This is a genomic window from Companilactobacillus sp. FL22-3 (genome assembly GCF_054881455.1).
Map to the genome: position 1 here is coordinate 72,071 of NZ_JBTYYZ010000003.1, position 16,876 is coordinate 88,946.

At 37.6% G+C, this 16,876-nt stretch carries 19 protein-coding genes; 5 read left to right on the plus strand and 14 right to left on the minus strand.

The genetic code is table 11. The features are described from left to right. Positions 1–50: 50 nt before the first annotated feature. Positions 51–695: a CatA-like O-acetyltransferase gene (locus tag ACYT32_RS03695; RefSeq protein ID WP_395264662.1), complete on the minus strand. Its 645-nt coding sequence runs from the start codon at positions 693–695 to the stop codon at positions 51–53. 268 nt (positions 696–963) lie between these two features. Here ACYT32_RS03695 and ACYT32_RS03700 point away from each other — a divergent pair, with 268 nt between their 5' ends. The 4 genes from ACYT32_RS03700 to ACYT32_RS03715 all read left to right on the plus strand — a co-directional run bounded on the left by ACYT32_RS03700 (position 964) and on the right by ACYT32_RS03715 (position 3,973). Next, the gene (locus ACYT32_RS03700) at positions 964–2,958 is read left to right on the plus strand and encodes an L-type lectin family protein (RefSeq protein ID WP_395264661.1); all 1,995 of its coding nucleotides are present in this window, start codon (positions 964–966) and stop codon (positions 2,956–2,958) included. Next, positions 2,959–3,102, plus strand: coding sequence for a hypothetical protein (locus tag ACYT32_RS03705; protein WP_395264660.1), 144 nt, complete (start codon positions 2,959–2,961; stop codon positions 3,100–3,102). A 117-nt stretch (positions 3,103–3,219) separates the two neighbouring features. Next, on the plus strand, positions 3,220–3,429 hold the full coding sequence (locus ACYT32_RS03710) for a hypothetical protein (protein ID WP_395264659.1): 210 nt from the start codon (positions 3,220–3,222) through the stop codon (positions 3,427–3,429). 58 nt (positions 3,430–3,487) lie between these two features. Further along, positions 3,488–3,973: a GNAT family N-acetyltransferase gene (locus ACYT32_RS03715; RefSeq protein ID WP_395264658.1), complete on the plus strand. Its 486-nt coding sequence runs from the start codon at positions 3,488–3,490 to the stop codon at positions 3,971–3,973. A gap of 166 nt (positions 3,974–4,139) precedes the next feature. Here ACYT32_RS03715 and ACYT32_RS03720 read toward each other — a convergent pair whose 3' ends face one another. The 4 genes from ACYT32_RS03720 to ACYT32_RS03735 all read right to left on the minus strand — a co-directional run bounded on the left by ACYT32_RS03720 (position 4,140) and on the right by ACYT32_RS03735 (position 5,681). After that, positions 4,140–4,616: a glutathione peroxidase gene (locus ACYT32_RS03720; protein WP_395264657.1), complete on the minus strand. Its 477-nt coding sequence runs from the start codon at positions 4,614–4,616 to the stop codon at positions 4,140–4,142. A 272-nt stretch (positions 4,617–4,888) separates the two neighbouring features. After that, positions 4,889–5,086: a type II toxin-antitoxin system HicA family toxin gene (locus ACYT32_RS03725; protein ID WP_395264656.1), complete on the minus strand. Its 198-nt coding sequence runs from the start codon at positions 5,084–5,086 to the stop codon at positions 4,889–4,891. Positions 5,087–5,120: 34 nt separating this feature from the next. Next, the gene (locus tag ACYT32_RS03730) at positions 5,121–5,426 is read right to left on the minus strand and encodes a hypothetical protein (protein WP_395264655.1); all 306 of its coding nucleotides are present in this window, start codon (positions 5,424–5,426) and stop codon (positions 5,121–5,123) included. Positions 5,427–5,429: 3 nt separating this feature from the next. After that, positions 5,430–5,681, minus strand: a complete 252-nt coding sequence (locus ACYT32_RS03735; RefSeq protein ID WP_395264654.1) for a TetR/AcrR family transcriptional regulator — start codon at positions 5,679–5,681, stop codon at positions 5,430–5,432. A gap of 155 nt (positions 5,682–5,836) precedes the next feature. On the opposite strand from ACYT32_RS03735, the gene ACYT32_RS03740 reads away from it, so the two are divergent. After that, entirely contained in the window at positions 5,837–6,541 is a 705-nt protein-coding gene (locus ACYT32_RS03740) for an NAD(P)-dependent oxidoreductase (protein ID WP_395264653.1), read from the plus strand. Between the two features lie 67 nt (positions 6,542–6,608). Here the strand turns inward: ACYT32_RS03740 and ACYT32_RS03745 are convergent, their stop codons facing one another. From ACYT32_RS03745 to ACYT32_RS03785, 9 genes are all read right to left on the minus strand, one after another. Continuing rightward, positions 6,609–7,298 (minus strand): 2,3-diphosphoglycerate-dependent phosphoglycerate mutase, encoded by a 690-nt coding sequence (locus tag ACYT32_RS03745; protein ID WP_395264652.1) that lies wholly within the window; start codon positions 7,296–7,298, stop codon positions 6,609–6,611. Between the two features lie 146 nt (positions 7,299–7,444). Next, positions 7,445–8,872: a hypothetical protein gene (locus ACYT32_RS03750; protein ID WP_395264651.1), complete on the minus strand. Its 1,428-nt coding sequence runs from the start codon at positions 8,870–8,872 to the stop codon at positions 7,445–7,447. A 73-nt stretch (positions 8,873–8,945) separates the two neighbouring features. Beyond that, positions 8,946–9,998 (minus strand): AI-2E family transporter, encoded by a 1,053-nt coding sequence (locus tag ACYT32_RS03755; protein WP_395264650.1) that lies wholly within the window; start codon positions 9,996–9,998, stop codon positions 8,946–8,948. 10 nt (positions 9,999–10,008) lie between these two features. After that, the gene (locus ACYT32_RS03760) at positions 10,009–10,806 is read right to left on the minus strand and encodes a YdcF family protein (protein ID WP_395264649.1); all 798 of its coding nucleotides are present in this window, start codon (positions 10,804–10,806) and stop codon (positions 10,009–10,011) included. Between the two features lie 16 nt (positions 10,807–10,822). Continuing rightward, complete coding sequence (locus ACYT32_RS03765) at positions 10,823–12,250, minus strand: hypothetical protein (protein WP_395264648.1); 1,428 nt, start codon at positions 12,248–12,250, stop codon at positions 10,823–10,825. A gap of 146 nt (positions 12,251–12,396) precedes the next feature. Beyond that, positions 12,397–13,353, minus strand: coding sequence for a peptidoglycan recognition protein family protein (locus ACYT32_RS03770; protein WP_395264647.1), 957 nt, complete (start codon positions 13,351–13,353; stop codon positions 12,397–12,399). A gap of 105 nt (positions 13,354–13,458) precedes the next feature. Next, positions 13,459–13,953, minus strand: coding sequence for a sigma-70 family RNA polymerase sigma factor (locus ACYT32_RS03775; protein WP_395264646.1), 495 nt, complete (start codon positions 13,951–13,953; stop codon positions 13,459–13,461). Positions 13,954–14,121: 168 nt separating this feature from the next. Further along, positions 14,122–14,892 (minus strand): hypothetical protein, encoded by a 771-nt coding sequence (locus ACYT32_RS03780; protein ID WP_395264644.1) that lies wholly within the window; start codon positions 14,890–14,892, stop codon positions 14,122–14,124. 192 nt (positions 14,893–15,084) lie between these two features. Then, positions 15,085–16,815: a glycoside hydrolase family 73 protein gene (locus ACYT32_RS03785; RefSeq protein WP_395264643.1), complete on the minus strand. Its 1,731-nt coding sequence runs from the start codon at positions 16,813–16,815 to the stop codon at positions 15,085–15,087. Positions 16,816–16,876: the final 61 nt, after the last annotated feature.

The following is a 16,876-nucleotide window of genomic DNA, read 5'->3' on the forward strand; positions in this document are numbered from 1 at the left end:
GTCTTATTTTCTGACAACAATAAAAGTTCTGAAAATAATGTTAACAGGAATTACAATTCCTCTGGTTCATCAAAAATCTCTTGTAACTTATTAAAGAATTGAGCCGTTTGATAGCTATCTCCTGCAGCGTCATGAATTTGGAAAGTTACTGGTAACTTGATACCATCAGAACGCTTTTGGAATGTACTTGCCGAAACACTTGGTAATAGCGTACGGCTATTATTGATGTTATTAACGTTATAACTATTAAAGCTGGCCCAAGGTGCCATAGAAATGTTTACGACATTCTTTGAGAGAGCACCCATTGGGAACAATTTACCGGTGTCTCGATACTTTTCAACTTCATCCAAATAGTTACGATGAAATTCTGCAAAAGTATAAGTATCGGCTGTTTCCAAGTAAGAGAATAGTTCCCGCTTGTTATCAAAAATCGAATATGCAACCACACTACTATCGTAAAACCCTAATTCACCTTGATCATTAAAATCTAATCGGTAAAGATAATTTGAATTAATAACACGGAGAACAGAATAAATAAATAAAGGATAAAACTTATAATGATTACTTTTGACGAAGTTCAAGACATGCTCGATCCTAATTTCATGAGTTGCACTGTGTACAGAAGCCTGTTTCAAAAAATACTCAAAACTTTCTTTCCGAGTCCAATTATTTAAATCTATTTTACTAAATTCCATCGTGAGCCTCCTAAAAAATTATCTCAAACTACTACTATATATAATCATACAACTTTTTATAAATCCGCCAACTGATAAATTCTTTTTTTACATTAAAAATCATCAATTTATTAGTTAATTTTTCCTCATTTTAGATTTTATTTTTTAGATTGTCATAATATTTCAATATTTCTTATAGTAATAAGTTATTCACCAAAAAAATAATGTTATAATTTGTTCAACAATAAATAAATTTATTAACTTTTTCTCTGATATCTGGGGAATAATAATGAAAAATATTCAAAAGAGAAAAATCTGGGTAGCCATTTGGTCACTCATGAGTATTATTATTATCTTTTTAAGTGGACAATCTGTTTCTGCTGCTCTGACCGACACTACCGACTTGAATTTCTTAAAGACTGCCCCAACAGGTATCGGAATTGGTGGCTTCATGAGCAATACCGCACCAACTGTCCCTGATAGTACCGACATCTATACTACTAATTCAGCTCAAATTTTAGATCGAAGCGGCAATAATACTGCAAATGGGAATATTATTGCTTTGGCAAGCGGAAAGAATACTTATGGATCAATTTGGTCCAATAATGCTTCGTTTGATATCAATAAACCTCAAACTGTTTCTGCTTGGCTTTACTTTGGTTCAGGCGATGGCAGTCAAGAGATAAATAGTGAAGGAATCGCCTTTGTTTTACAAAATGATTCCAAAGGAATTGGTGCTCTAGGTGCCGGTCTGGAAGGACTCGGAGTTTATGGTTATGACGCTTCTAAACTAGGAATAATAACTACTACGGCTGCTAATCCTAGCTATATCCAAAAGACGTCCATTCAAAATAGTGTTGCCCTAGAATTTGATACCGCTAATAGCAGTTTTTACTCGCCAAATAAGCCAATTAATAATAATGGCATCTCTTATCCACCTAGTTTGGCTGACTCGCTTAAATTACCCATCTACTATTCACTAGACGGGTATGATACTCAAGGTGGTAAAGCGGTTCCCAGCTCGGTCAACCTACCTGGGACTCTCAAGATTGGTGCGGGTGGTTCTTTGGGACACATTGCTTTAGCCTACCCTGGCTACGCCAATACTTATCAAAGCATCGATTTAACCTCTAATGATGCTACTAAAAATGCTTATTCTACTTGGACAGAGGGCTATGCCATGGTCCATGTCAATCCTCAATCGGCCTATTTAATTGATGGTAAAGATGAAAATGGAAATGATTTTACATGGCACCATGTTACGATCACTTGGACACCGGCTCCCTCTGGTAGTACTACGGGTACTCTAAGCTATGCCCTGAATGATAAGAATATGGACTATAGTGATAACACTTCAACTAGTTCTGACACAAAGATAATTACAGATTCAATTCCAGTTGATACGACTAAGTTGAATTCCAGTGATGGCAAAGTTCGTTGGGGCTTTACTGCAGCTAATGGCAGTTCTAGTAGCGTTGCTTCTAAGTTAGTTGACCTAGATTCGATTCCTGATTCACTTTACGCTGATGCCGATAGCGATATTATCGATACGACTTTGAATGATAAGACTATTACCGATGCTTCGACTGATAAAACGGTGGCTAACGGCGATAGTTTGAAAATCAAATACTATTTGAAATATATATCAGTAAATGAAGACTGGAAAGATATTGCTGCAAAGATCAATATTCCTTCCAACGTAACTGTCACACCTGATAGTAATAACAATGTCGCTACCATCACTTATAGCGACGGATCAACTGAAAATATTACGGCTAGTGAACTTTCAGATGGTAAATTGGCACATACTTTGGCTAAAGCAATTGGTACTTCCAGTAGCGCAGGTAAGTCGGCTACTATCACTATTAATGCCAAAGCTGTCAATACTACCTCAAGTAACATTAACGTCGCAAAAGCCGTCGCCACTTTCAATGGTTCTAATGAAATTTCATCAACAAACAGTCCTGCTTTCACAATTCTAGCCACTCCAAGCTACACGTTAGATTTAAGCAATCAAAATAGTAATTCCGAAATCTACTTGCTTTATAAACAAGATAACGCCGTTTTAGACTTACCAACAACTTTGAAGTATAGCGATAATCACAGTTTTGGCAGCGATACGACAAGCACCAATATTGTCTATAAAATTACAGTCGATGGGAAAACGTATACCGTGGGATCAAACGCAACTGGTACTAGCTTTAATCAAACAATCGATTTAAGGAGCTTGATGGATGACGACACCGCCTTTTGGAACCTCTTTGCTATAGGTACAACTAACTAAGTGACCGTTAAAGCTATCGATCCAACTAATGGTTTGGTCTCAAACACGATTTCTTATAACGTCGTTACAAAGCAGAATAAAGCCTTAAGCATGACCGTTTCCACAGCTTTATCCTTTCAAACGACCAATACCGGTAACAACTAAAAATATCTCTCCAGAACCAGTGACTTCGAACTTGACGTTACTAGTTTAAGAGAACCATGGAAACTAGAAGTTGCCACGAACGGATTATTTTTAAATGGGCAGACACTGAATAATAATATGGACTTAGTTTATAAGGCTAATAGTTCATCGGCTGCTCAAACCTTGACCTCTTCGCCAACTTTGATCGATCAAGACTCAACTATCAATCAAACCGCCACAACAACTGATATCGCAGATGATTGGACACAGAATACTGGCTTATTAATTCAACAATCAGGTTGCCAGTCTGGCAGGTCAATACACTGGTCTTTTAAACTGGACCCTTGAGGATTCCTTGGTGAACAATTAGAATGAACTTCTATTAAGAACATTCGAGGTCACAATTATGAAAATACGTCCGATTCAACCAAGCGATAATCCTTTCATCAAGCAAATCCTTCAAGCGGATTTAAAAGCTGCGGGTTTAGATATTCCTGGAACAGCTTATTATGATAAAAATCTGGATACACTCTGTCAATTTTACAAAGCTGATGTTAAATGTGCTTACTTTGTCGTAGTAAATGATCAACGGCAAGTCGTTGGTGGTGCTGGCTGTGCTGAATTCGATCCTGCCAAAATTATCGCCGAATTGCAAAAACTATATTTGGCCAAAAAAGCCCGTGGTCATCGTTTGAGTTATCAATTAGTCGATCTAATCAAAGAGTTTGCTAAGAAAGCAAGTTACAAACAGCTTTACTTAGAAACCCATCACAATCTCAAAGCTGCGATTCATATTTATTCCAAAGCCGGTTTCACTCGATTATCCGGGCCCATTGAACCAGCTTACATAGCGGCGCTATGGACGGTTTCTACATTATGGACCTGCAATTGACTACTCACGGGAAGATGATAGACATAACTATTTTTATTATTGCAGCCATAAGAACAAAAAGCACAACTTCTCCCGTTTAATACAAATAGAGCGGCAACTCAAAATCGAGTTGCCGCTCTATTTGTATTAAGAATTGCAGACTAAATATCTTTTAAAAAAATCCTATTTAAGCTTTTTCGTTCAGAGCTTTAACAATATCATCTTCAAATTTTTCTGGCTTAGTTATTGGTGCAAAGCGACTGATCAGTTGGCCATCACGACCAATCAAGAATTTTGTAAAATTCCATTTGATACGCCCATGACCAGGAGTGTCCTTGAGATACTTAAACAATGGGTCAGCTGTTTCGCCATTGACATCGATTCGCTTGGTCATTGGGAACGTAACGCCGTAATGAACTTGGCAAAAGTCGCTTGTCTCTTTGTCAGTGTCCAACTCTTGCCGAAATTGATTGGAAGGCAGACCTAAGACCTCAAAACCTTGATCATGGTACTTTTGATAAAGTGACTCTAGAGCCGTCAATTGAGGAGCAAAGCCACACTTACTGGCAGTATTAACAATCAACAAGACTTTACCTTGATAGTTTTTGAAATCAATCTCAACGCCGTTCATTTCTGTTTCTGAAAAATCATAAATACTAGCCATATCGTCCTCCTATCGAAGCTTTCTTAAAAAATACCCCCACTGGCAGAGAAAAATTATTGCTAAACCGAAAATAACCATTGGTCCATTGAGATTCTTATTTAAAACTCGCAATACGACCAAAAATTCGTAAATCACACCTAAAACAATAATTTCATACCAAAAATACAGCAAGGCTCTCTTAAAAGCTTTCCACATACAGTTACTCCAAATGTTATTAAATTAATTATACAGCAGTACCAGTCAATTTTTCGATCAATCGGACTTATACCGATTTAATTTATTTTAATCCCAGCCTGCTTCAAGATTTTACTTTCAATCCCATGTTCAAGTTCTTTATCATGATGAATGGGGACTGGAAGCGTCACATTAGTTTTCGGATTATACATTTTTAGATGCGACCCATTCTGCGACTTCTTGACAAACCCGTTTTGTTTCAAAAGTTTCACGATCTTTTGGGTTTTCATTGCCATTTTGTCATCCCCTTTCATAATATTTGTTTTGTTACTAGCTTGCTTGTAACATAGTTATAATTTCAGCCACATTAATATTGAAATCTTGGCGACGTAACTCAATATCACCATTCTCATTGTTTCTTGAGGTCACCAATTCACCTAGCATACAATCGGATAACAACTGTGTCCCCCGACGAACTTTATCCTTGTCATTGAGCAATGAATTCAATAGGCGTGGAATCATATCGTAAAGACGGTCATATTGCTCACGAACTGCTTGATAGTCTAAATATTTACTTGCCCCAGCAAAATCATGCGGAGTAATTTGGGTATATTCGCCAAATGCGACGGTGGTCATTAACTACGCCAAAGCTTGCTCACCAGTCAGGCCAATTAATTGTTCATAAAGTTGATTAACAAGCAATTCAAGATTCTTGGCTAAAACCTTGGACTTTAGATCATCAGTATTCTTTACATAACGATACATTGATTGTGGTTGAATCGACAATTCCGTTGCCGTCTTAGTCAAAGTTACGGCCTCAAAGCCTATTTTTTTGGCTAACTCCGTTGCGGCATTCACAACTTTCATCTCATCTAAAGCATGTTGAGTCATTTGCGTTCCTCCGGTTGAATGCTTTTACTTGTAAAACTTAGTGGCTCAGTTTATACTCTCCCAAGTAAGCTTAGTCACTAAGCTTCATTACTCATGATTAAGTTTAGCATGAATCAATTACTTTGTGAAAGATAATGTGAAAAAAGGATTTTCAAATGAAAATTGGTATTATTGGTGCTACTGGCAATGTTGGACAAGTTATTTATCGTGAAGCACTTAGTCGTGGTCATGAAGTGACCGCTGTGGTACGTAACCGAGATAAGGCTACCGAGATGTTTGGACCCGATACTGAGATGGTTGTCAAAGACGCTATGGATTTGACCGCCGATGACTTAGTAGGATTTGATGTGGTGGTCAATGCAACTTCTCCACAACCAGGTTATCTCAACTTAGATTTGCTGACCAAATTAGTCAGTTTCTTCCGTGAAAAAAAAGCCCCTCGCTTGATTGCTATCGTTGATTCCAGTTCACTGATCGATGATCAAGGAGAAATGCAATTAGCAGCCGTTTTAAAACAATACGCAGATGCTCCGTGGATTCAGGCATCCTCACAACAAGTCCATGAACTCCAATTTTTACAATGGGTCGATAACGTCGATTGGACCGTCATGACGCCTCAAAACGAGTTTGTTGCTGGAGACAAGCATCCTTACCGTTTGGGTACTGATGAAGTTATGACCAATCCTGATGGCAAATCAACAGTAACGTTTAGTACTTTCGCCAGTGCAATGTTAGACGAAATTGAAACACCTGCTCACAAACACCTGCTCACAAACATCAGCGAATTACAGTTGTTGATGACTAGCTATTTTCTTATATCACAAGATCAGGACAAAATATGTTTGGCTTCCAAGCATTAATGGAATCTAAGCGACCTAAAAAAGACCTCACACACTGTGAGGTCTTTTCATATTCAACTAATTAAAATTAGTTAAGCTTCTTCTTACTTACAACGTTCAACTTGTCATCCAAATCATAAACAACTGGTTCACCAGTAGTCATTTCAACATCCATGATATCTTCATCAGAGATGTTTTCGATGTACTTAGTCAAAGCACGTAGTGAGTTACCATGGGCAGCGATGATAACGTTCTTGTTGTCTAACAACTTAGGAGCGATTTCATCTTCCCAGAATGGAATTACACGTTCCAAAGTAACTTTAAGGTTTTCGCCACCAGGAATGATTCTTGGGTCCAAGTTTGCGTAACGACGATCGTTAGCTGCTGAGCCTTCGTCAGTAGCTTTCAATAGTGGAGGCAATGTATCGTATGAACGTCTCCAGATATGAACTTGTTCATCACCGTATTTTTCAGCTGTTTCAGCTTTGTTTAGACCTTGAAGTGCGCCATAGTGACGTTCGTTAAGTCTCCATGTCTTTGTTTCAGGAATCCATAGTTGATCACAGCCTTCAAGTGCGTAGTGCAATGTCTTGATAGCACGTGTCAATACTGATGTATAAGCTTGGTCAAATTCGATGCCAGATTCTTTAAGAAGTTTACCAGCATTTTGAGCTTGCTTTACGCCTTCTTCACTAAGGTCAACATCAACCCAACCAGTAAATTGGTTTGATAAATTCCATTCACTTTGTCCGTGACGAATGAAAACTAATTTTGCCATTTATATGATCCTCTTTTCATTTCATTAACATTATGTATTCTACACGATTTCGATAATAAAAAAAAGAGACTCTACCCGAATTTACTCGAAAACGACAAAATAAATAGACCAGACAATTTCACTTCAATCATCTGATCTATCTTTAACTATTCCTTATATACTGGTGTATCTAACTCTTTTAGAGTTGTAATATCAAGTTTATTCTTGGAGTTCTTATTGAGATAAGTATTAACTTGATCGTTACCAGCCATAACTGCGGTAACTTTATCTTTACCATCGATCAAGTCGGAAATAACTTCGGCATTTTCACTCTGTTTCATCACGATTGGAATGACTTCAATATTGCTGTCTCTAAGTGCGAGTAATTTTTGATAATATTCAGAATTTACTGAAACGAAGACTGTTGAATCTGTTTGTTTCAAAGCTTGATTCTTCAACCACCAGATAATCAGATCTTCATCATTATCAAAGGTGTTGATCAAAACGTTACCGGTGCTAAATAACTGAATATAAGGCTCATTGCCGGTATAACTCTTAATCAAGACCAATGTACCATTTTGACGATAGAAGTTCTCACGAACGACTTTATTCGCATTCTCACGGTCATAAAATTGTGTGGCTGAGATGACACCGTTTAGGTCAAAAATATCACGACTGATCAATTCGTTATCCTTGTAGTGACGGATAATTTGTAATTGATGATTACTGTCACGTGACACTTCCATAATTAATTCATCGTTAGCGTTCAAAATTTTATCGACTTTTTCATTCACGTGTTGAACACGGTAACTGACGTCGAATGGAATTTCAGCAGGTGTAACTTGATTATTCAGATTACGTCCTTGCAGATCATTGTACATGTTGAGCAGATAAGCATTGCCATCAATAAACCCAGCATTTTGATAATTCATCCACGTTTGGTCGATTTGATCATTATAAGTAACCGAAATACCATTGACCAACAAGCCCTTGGCAGCCAAAGTCATCGTGATCTGTTGCCACATCTTGCTTGTATCAGCATCAGGGTTAGCAGCAAGATCATCAGTGAAAAGGTAATAAGCACGATTGGCATCAATATAAACTTCATTAGCCATCTCGTCAGTACCGAACCATTCTTTCAATGACTTGTTGATGGCGTCAATCTGTTCTGTAGCTTGTTGACGATCCTCGACTTGATCACTATTAGTGTTACGTAAAAGATGGTTGTAATAGCTACGGTCAGCCAATAATTGACTCCGCAACTGTTCTTTCAAATCAGCACTTTGGTCAAGCGTACTTTGTAAATCTTGTTCAGTATATTGCCATTGACTATTATCGTTTGCCATCCCTTGATTAGGGTCAGCAGCAAATGGTTGCTGAGCTTGATTGTATTGTGGCGGATTTTGGCCAAAGAAATAATCATTATTGTTATCATTTGGTGTGAACCGTGTCCCCGTACCATCAGCACCATAGTTGTATTGATTTTGCGTTTGATCAGAATTATTTTGGTCCGGTTGTGGACCTTGGTACGAAGGATTATTTAGATCAGAATAATTATCATCATTATCTTTCTGTTTTCTATCGAAAAATGACATATTTTAATCTCCCATCTACGTCAGTTAACTTCATTCAAGCTTATTATATATGACAACTATATTTTAATCGTAATTATAACGATTTCTTTAATTTTATTCGATGTTTCTTATTGTTTCGTTCGAGCGAATGGACTCCCAAAATATCTAAGAAGAAGACAAAGATAGGAATACCAACGATTAGACCCCATGCTCCGATCAATCCTTCGGAGACTATTAACACTACAAAGGTAAAGAAAATTGGTAAATGGGTCATGCTCGACATGAATTGGGGATTCAAGAAATAAGTCTCAATTAGATGGATCACAATGATCATGATCACGATGTAAATCAAGTAACGGATACCGCCTACAGAATAAGCGACAAAACTCAACGGAATCAAAGAAATGATTACTCCCGCAACTGGAATCAATGACAAGATGAAGACCATCACAGCTAATGGCACGATTCCAGGCATCTTCATGAATAACAACGTAATCGTAGTCAAAAGGGTATTAACTATTGCAATCATCAATTGAGCTTCTAAAACAACTCCGAAAGTATTGACGAATTTTTTTCCGTAATAAAATAAATCGGAGAAAAGCCAGCTATAGTTGCTATTTAAAAATTGTCGACCAAAAGCATTGATCTGTCGTACTTGACTAGTGTAGAAGAAACTCAACAAGAACGAAATAACAATATTGAAACCAACTGCCCCAACACTGGTAATGTAATTCACTACTTGCGACAAAGCAGCTTTGATTTGATTATCAAGATTGATCTGTTGTAAATAATTGTAGAATACGTTCAAGTATGGATTCGAACGCACTTCTTTACTTTCATAGAACTTTTGCAATGATTTAAACATCTTCCCAGTCTGAGTAATCAGTTGCGGTACGTAATTTGTAATAACGAAGATCAATAAACCAATGATAATCAAGTAAACCGGCGTGATGATCCAAACCGGTCTGACTTTAGGAAACTTTTTTTGGACTACCCTTACTAATTGAACTGACAAGAACGTAAAGATAAACGTCAACAGAAATAAGCTCATCATATTGCGAAAGAAATAGATTACTCCAATGACTAGCATTAACAAAACAAATCTTCGCAGACGTTTATTTTCAACAAATTTTTCGTACAAACTCATTTGAATCTCCTTATAGGCACCAACTTAATGAATACACGATTTCTATTCCTAACATAGTAAATAATGAATAACGATGATACCACACTATGGCGGTAAATTCACGAAACATCGATGGACGTTTTAGCTGCTTCACCGTCACGGCTGGAACAAATCTAAAATTTAGACCAATTTTCTTAGCGTACGACCTCACTCGAGGAACGTGAAAATCGCTTGTTACTACGACCACTTGTGGACGAGTTTTCTTGTGCCAAAGTTGAGTGATCTTGATTGCTGAGAAACTTAGATTTTGAGCAGTATTTTTGGACTTATCCTCTTTAACGATAGCTTGTGCAGAAACTCCCGCGTCCAATAGATACTTTTCCATCAAACTTGCTTCTGAACTAGTCTCATCCCCTCTTCGGTTGCCACTGACGACAATCGTTGGTTTTTCTGGCAATGACCGGTACAATTCGACAGCCTTATCCAAGCGTGAAGCTAAAATATCGGAAACATGATCATTGAGGCTCTTGTTGCCTAAGACTACCAAAAAATCAGCTTTCACTGGTGCTTGATCCATTTTAAAATCACGCTGTAATTGCCACATATAGCTAAACATATACAGCAACAATAAGAAATTAGCCGTGGCACAACTTAAAACCGCCGCCCGAATCAAAGTATTAGCAATGAAAAACGATAATCCGACAAAACCTAGAATAATCAGTATAGCAATCATAATAGCGGCTACAGGATGCCGACTATAAACAAATCTAATTCGAAAGATAACCGCTAACTCAATAATTGCGACCCCTATCACTAGTAAAAAATTCATGGTTCCCCCTCCGACATTAATTCAAAGTGAATTGTAGTTTAGGCACTTTCAATGAAACGCCTTTGACCAGTGTCCATGTCACGGTTGTTGAGTCCTTATCCGGTTGTCTCAATAAAAATAATTTATTATCGAGTGCTCCATAGATCAACAGTCTTCCTCGAGTCGTTTTGACAGCGAGGCTATTATCGGAATCCGATGTTGGTGATACCAAGAATAAATACTGCATCAAAGGATGCTTGGTACCATCGATACTGATGCCTTGATAATCGCTCGGTGAAAGGTTAGTTCCGTACAATTCCCCAAAATTGACACCAACTTGGCCCACCTTTTTATCGTTATTATCTGAAATAGCCGCCATTAGCTGCATTAAATCGGCATTAGAAGTCAGCGGATCTTTTTTATACTCATCGTAATAGTCCTTGGTCTCTTTAATCTCATCGCTTAAACCAACTTGACCATTATTGGACTTAGTTAAGAGATTAGCTTTGGTATTGGATTGGCCTTCTTTAGGTCTGACTGTAAAGTCGCCCGAGAAAAGATAAAGCTGGTTGTTCTCTTGCTCAACACGAATCTTACTGCGAGAAATTTGATTGCCAGTCGCTTTGTAATTTACCTTCAAATTAACGCTTTGAGGTAACAATCGATCCTGATTTTGACCATGGTAGTAATAATTGATCGTCAAGAAATTTTTGGGAGTAAGGTAAATTTTACCGTACAAATTTTGAACATAACCATTTTCGATTTCAGTCAGCATCACAACTTTGCTATCTGCTGAATCATCAATCTTTTGTGCTGAATGTTGTGTCAAAGTCATCTGATAAGTTCCATCCTGATTGATTGTCAAATTACCATCCGTCCGCCGATAGTCAATAATAGTAGAAAAATCAAAATTTCCCACTAAGGCACTGTTAGTAGCTAATGGCTTGGCGCCTTGAGTAATATCGACTAAATGATTAGCTATCTGATCATAGGCGATCTGTTGCGATTTTCTAGTGTTTGATTTGCTAATATTCGATTGTGCATCCCGCTTCTTAATATAAGCAAATTTATAAGTTTGCCCACCAGACTCGACATAATATCCTTGCATATGCTTCCCATAAACATTTTCGTGATACGTCTTAATGATTTTCAAGACTAAGTTATGACCGGCTGTTTTGAAAGTCATCGTCTTCCCATCACGATTCAAAATATACTGTGGGTTATCGAATTGACTATTGAAGCGATTGATACCTACTTTGCCATCAATCGTTGTAATATCCTTAACTTGTGCCCGTTGATTCTTCAAAAACTTAATTGAAACGGTATTATTCTCGCCTTGATCTTGGTATAAATACCAAGTTTTATTACTGGCAATAATTTTAGAAGTTTCCTTGGTCTTACAACCAACTAACAACACTGCACAAAAGAATAATATGCTCAGCACAACATATATTTTTTTTACCATATCCCTAGGGCCTTTCCGATATCTTAATTATACAACTTCCAAAATCCCCTTATTATTGAATCATAACAAAAAAAGACCCGCTTTTCAGCGCATCTTTTTGAATAAACATTTATTAAAAACGAGTCATAAAATTATTTGCAATATTTTTATGCAATATAATTTTCAGCGACCCACTCGTTTGTAGCTACACGGTGATATTTAACGCCATTGTATGACTTAACTTGGTCCGTGTACCATGGTGTGTTATTAGCTAAAGCTCGATTAGTAATATTCTTAGTGCTGCCATCAGCTTCAAATGAAACTAGTGGAACGAAACTACCATTCTTATTGTTAACTTTGATAACGTTTGTATCACTAACATCAGTGCCACCTGAATTAGTGTTATTACCGTTATTTGTGTTACCAGAGTTAGTATTACCCTTCAATTGATTGTAATACTTACCAACTAGATCGTAGAATTGATCCATGCTGTAGCCCCACTTAGCAAAGTAAGCAATTGGATCGGTATGTGATGTTTCACCCCACTTGATACGAGCGTCGTTATGTGACATAACTGTTGTACCTGGTGTGAATGGCAATTTGTATTGAACCAACTTGGAAGCTGTGTAATAGGCTTGGTTAGCAACTGAACGTGCAAAAGCATCAGTTGATGAAACTTCACACAATTCAACTTGAACAAATTTTGCATTAGCTGTAGGGCCCGCACCCCAGACTGTATAGTCAGTATTCTTAATGTTCAAGATTTCTTTGTTGTCGACAAAAGCATGGACATATGTATAAATGTTTGACCACTCACGATTGAAGTAAGTCACTTCGTTACGAGCAGTTGCCCCTGGAGTAGCTGTTTCGTGAATGACAACACCTTCTGGCTTACCAACACCATTTTCGTAACCTTGCCAAATATTGAAGGTTCCTTCTTCGTTAGTGATAGAAGCTGGTTGAATGTTGTTATTATTAATATAATCATTGATTGCTGAAGTAGCGGCCTGTGCTGTTTGAACGTGAGCACCTAGTTGTGGAGCTACTTGCCCAATAGTTGTAAATCCGATACTTGCTAAAGCAACTGATGTTGCCATAGTAGTCATAAATTTCTTAGATACCATAATAAATTAATTCCTTCCCGCCGTTAATTTCCTTAACGTATAGATTATAACAAGTTTTTTCACAAATTTGACGAAAGTAATCAGGCTGTAATGAAATGGTAAAATTCAACGAACGCTCATATGTTTCAATTTTTCCAAAAGCCTATTACGACAGTACCTCAAGCTCCTAGAAGTACAGTTATAACGCTTCGCCAATTGACTCAAAGGTAATCCTTCAATGAAATGTTCTTGCAATATACTTTTTTCAATCACAGAAAGTTTTTCAAAATTCACAAAGTCCAAATCGATCACTTTCTGCTCTTGGGGCACTCTTTGAAAGTCGAACTCCTCCAGACTGTGAAAATCAGTATACTGTTTTGCTTGCCGCAGCATATCTGTTAGGCGCCAAGTTAGTTTTTGGAAAACATACGGCTTAAACTTATTGAGGTCTCGTCCTTGTTGTGAGTATTGAACATAAGTCTTCGCAAACAAAATTACCGCTTCTTGAAAGTAATCGTCATAGTCAAACCGTGTCTGAAAGATATGGAGCCGTTTCAATACTCCATGGATCAATTGTTGGTTCTCGACAGCTAATTGAAACCCTAATTCTAAATCAGTCATAATTGTGAGTTCTCCTATTTTTACTCACAAGCGCTTGTGTAGGACTAATATAACTAATCAGCTTTTGTAATATTAGTTGCCAAAAACAACACAATTTTGCGTAATTTAGGGGTTTTAATTTTGAGACAAAATAAAAAGACGCCGTTATCAGCGTCTTTGTCGAAGTTATTAGTAAAGTTTTTTAAGTCTCTTTAAATTTTGCCCATAATACTTGGTCAACTCAAATCGTTCTAATTCGTCGATCCCTAAATTGATCAGGAGACATTTTTTAAAGGCTAATATCATTGCATCAAGATCATTCACTTTGATCCGCATATTCTGATGCTTTAGACATTGGCAATTCTCAAACCGCTTTAAAACACCTAGTTCCGCCGGAGGTTGCATCTGGCAGTGTCCCCAATTAAGAATCGCCTTTAAAAATAAAAAGTTTGCTTGGACCAATAAAGCGACATCATGGAATCTCTTCTCAATGTCGCCTTTGGGAAAATCCACTTGAAAACGATAGCCATTAAGGTCCTCTAAATATAATATTCCATCTTTTAAAAAATAATTCTTAAGGAGATTAGGAGATATCCAATCGGTATTCTGACGACAGCCACCCTTGATCGGCATGTAAGCTTTATAAAGGTGAATAAAAGGAATATACGACTTAATTCCGGTTAAATCTGACAAAAACTTGGAAATTGCAAAACCAAAACCATTATCTTTACACAATTCATTCATCAATTGCTTAGTCGGACGTGGATCTAAGATCATCCCGTGATCAAGATGCAAAATGGATGACTTAGCTTCAGCAGCCTGACTTTCAGCAAGATTGTAGAGTAATACCACTTTATTATCCATTTCAAAACGATCTTCACAATACAGGGAACGATAGCCTTCGGTAACTAAGAAATTCTTTGAAATCTCTTTTTCGGGGAATTGATATAATTTTGCCATAAAAAATTGAACTCTCCGTCTTAGGTATTTACTCAATTGAGTATGAGCTGAATATAGCATTATCGGCTGTTTCAAGATACCTTTTCTGAAAGAATTTACAATCTTTTCAAAAAAATTACATAGCTACAAAAAAAATTACCTCAAGCCATTCTCAATTGGACGGCTTGAGGTAATCTCTATTAATTTTTATCGTTAATCGGCACTGTAAATACAATATTTACCATTGACCCAACCAGCGCCAACTTTATACCAAGTTTGTCCATCGACAATCTGTTTCGACGTTACTCGCCAAGTAGTTCCATCAGCTAAACGGGTACCGGTAAACTTATTGTTAGCAGCAGGACTGTTATAAACATTGACCCCGTAGCCAGGAATGTAATTGATCTTTACCATCCCTGAAACCGAAGTGACGTAATTGGAACCTTTGACTTGGACATCATTTGCATTGACCCATTGATCGGTCGCAACACGATACCAAATTGAGCCGTCAGAATGCGTTGACTTCTTATCGATCTTCCAATCGGTGCCATTGGCTAAACTGACAGCTAAAGCATTGTGCTTGTCATCATAAGCTCTGGCACTAGGCGTTGCTATGATATGGACGATATCAGGATAAGAAACAATATTATCTTGCTTGTAGTCGTCAGTATTAGTCTGAGATTTAAGCGTGACATCAGTAGCTAAAACATAAGCTTTATTACCAACAAAATAGAAGGTATTACCATCGTCATCAACCACATAAGCTGTCGTGATCCAAGCCGATTGATAAGGCAATACACGGCTAGTAGCGGCCTTTTTATTGGCGGCACTATAAACTACTGAACCCTTATTATTTACCACGATAGCTGTATCAGTGATCTTTACTGGTGGATTGGACTTTTCCGAATCCAATTGCACATCGGTCGCTTTAACATACTCATTTGAAGCCACTTGGTAATAAACTGTCCCATCAGCAGCTACGACTTTAGAAGAAACATGCCACGAAGTATTGTAAGCTAAAGCACGGTTAGCAGCAATCTGGTTGGGGTTCGCATTGATATAAATTTTGGCCATATTTTTATTGGTTACCGTGGCGGTATCATTAATGGCCGTTTGAGTACCGCTGACGGAATTATCACTACTTCCGCTTGTATCCGGTTCACTGTCAAATCTTGTCAAATTATAAGTCTCGATTATCTTATTCAAAGTTGATGCATAAATCGGACTAGTTGCATATCTTCCCTGCAACCAAGCCGTTGCATCTTTATATGAAGATGTATTCTCTTTCCAAGTTCCTTTGTAAAACTCTGGTGCACCGCTAATTCCACCTCTCAATAGAGCAGCGTTATCAGCGAAGGAATCGTAAATACTAGGATAGCTTCTAAAGTTAGCATAAATAGTGTAATACCCCTTGTCAGCACTCCACTCACTCGTGGGGAAGTTAACATAGGAGCCATTATAGTCACCTTTAACACCAAAATAATTATTATATTTGGTAGATAAATCAGAAGTACCCCAAGCACTTTCAACGATTGATTGAGCCATGCTGACTGAAGCATAGACCTTATACTTAGACGCAACTTGTTGAGCAATTGGCCCCACTTTGTTGATAAAAGCATCTTGAGTCGATTGAGAAACGCCTTGAGTTACTGCACCGCTTTGAGTAATTGCACTTACAGCATTAGCAGGCAAAACGCTACTAGCACCGTTATTATTATCTGCTTCAATGGCATCAGCAGTACTCTCATTAATTGGAGCTCCTTGACTATCCATGACACTGGCTACATTAGGATCCTTAGTATTTGTTTGTTTTTGATCTTGATTGTCGTCTTGATTCGAATCGTCAGTTGACGTTGCAGCCTTAACTGGCGAAGCGTTTGAAGACACACCGACTGCTGCCAGAAAACTTGCTAGAGCAGTAGAGGCAACCCATTTCTTATTCATAATTGTCTCCCTCCAATTATAAAGAATATAACTATCATGAGACTACTATGTAAGGAATTTT